This is a genomic window from Frankia sp. CcWB2, assembly GCF_977927585.1.
Genome location: NZ_CDWRCM010000001.1, coordinates 48,313 through 49,523, shown reverse-complemented (window position 1 = coordinate 49,523; position 1,211 = coordinate 48,313). Strand labels below are relative to the sequence as shown.

Sequence of the window (1,211 nt, the reverse complement as noted above, 5' to 3'; positions counted from 1 at the left end):
CCCCGGCCTCGGACATCCTGCACGAGCTGAGCCGGCACAAGCGGTTCGGCGTGCGGACCTTCCAGGCCGAGGATGAGATCGCCGGCATCGGCGCCGCGCTCGGCGCCTCCTTCGGCGGGTCGCTCGGCGTGACGACGACCTCCGGCCCGGGTGTCGCGCTCAAGAGCGAGACCATCGGCCTCGCGGTCAGCCTCGAACTGCCGCTCATGATCGTCGACATCCAGCGCGGCGGCCCGTCCACCGGCCTGCCCACCAAAACCGAACAGGCCGATCTGCTCCAGGCGATGTTCGGCCGCAACGGCGAGGCTCCGGTTCCGATCGTCGCGCCGCGCTCCCCGGCGGACTGCTTCAACGCCGCGATCGAGGCCGCCCGCCTGGCTACCAAGTACCGCACGCCGGTGTTCCTGCTCTCCGACGGCTACCTGGCGAACGGCTCGGAGCCGTGGCTGCTGCCGACCCGCTCGGAGCTGCCGGACCTGAGCGTCGCCTTCGCCACCGAGCCGAACCACACCGGGCCGAAGGGGCCGGAGTTCTGGCCCTACCTGCGTGATGCGGAGACCCTCGCCCGGCCGTGGGCGGTCCCCGGCACGCCGGGCCTGGAGCACCGTATCGGCGGCATCGAGAAGTCGGACGGCCAGGGTGCCATCTCCTACGATCCGGCCAACCACGACCGGATGGTGCGGCTGCGCGCGGCGAAGATCGACGGCATCGCGAACGATGTCGCGCCGCTGGAGGTGGAGGACCCGTCCGGGCAGGCCCGGCTACTCGTCCTCGGCTGGGGCTCCACCTACGGCCCGATCGCGGCCGGCTGCCGCCGGGTCCGCGCCGAGGGTATGCACGTCGCTCAGGCACACCTGTGTCATCTCAACCCCTTCCCCGCCAACACCGGGGACATCCTGCGGTCGTACGACAAGGTGCTGATTCCCGAGATGAACCTCGGGCAGCTGCGGACCCTGATCCGGGCCGAGTACCTCGTCGACGCGATCGGCTACAACCAGGTTCGCGGGCTGCCCTTCAAGGCCGCGGAACTGGCGGGCGTCTTGGAGGACGTGATCAACCAGTGACCGTCACGACGAATCGCAGCGGCATCAGTAACCGGCTGCTCGACTTGGTGCCGGCCGCGCCGGCCCAGCAGAGCCGCAAGGACTTCACCTCCGACCAGGAAGTGCGGTGGTGCCCGGGATGCGGCGACTACGCCATTCTCGCCACCG

The 1,211-nt window shown here is 70.4% G+C and carries 2 pseudogenes; both read left to right on the top strand.

Features of this window, described 5'->3' with window-relative positions:
• Nucleotides 1-1,064 (top strand): annotated as a pseudogene (locus ACY45C_RS00255) (2-oxoacid:acceptor oxidoreductase subunit alpha); the annotation flags it as partial.
• Nucleotides 1,061-1,211 (top strand): annotated as a pseudogene (locus ACY45C_RS00250) (2-oxoacid:ferredoxin oxidoreductase subunit beta); the annotation flags it as partial. The pseudogenes ACY45C_RS00255 and ACY45C_RS00250, both read left to right, overlap by 4 nt.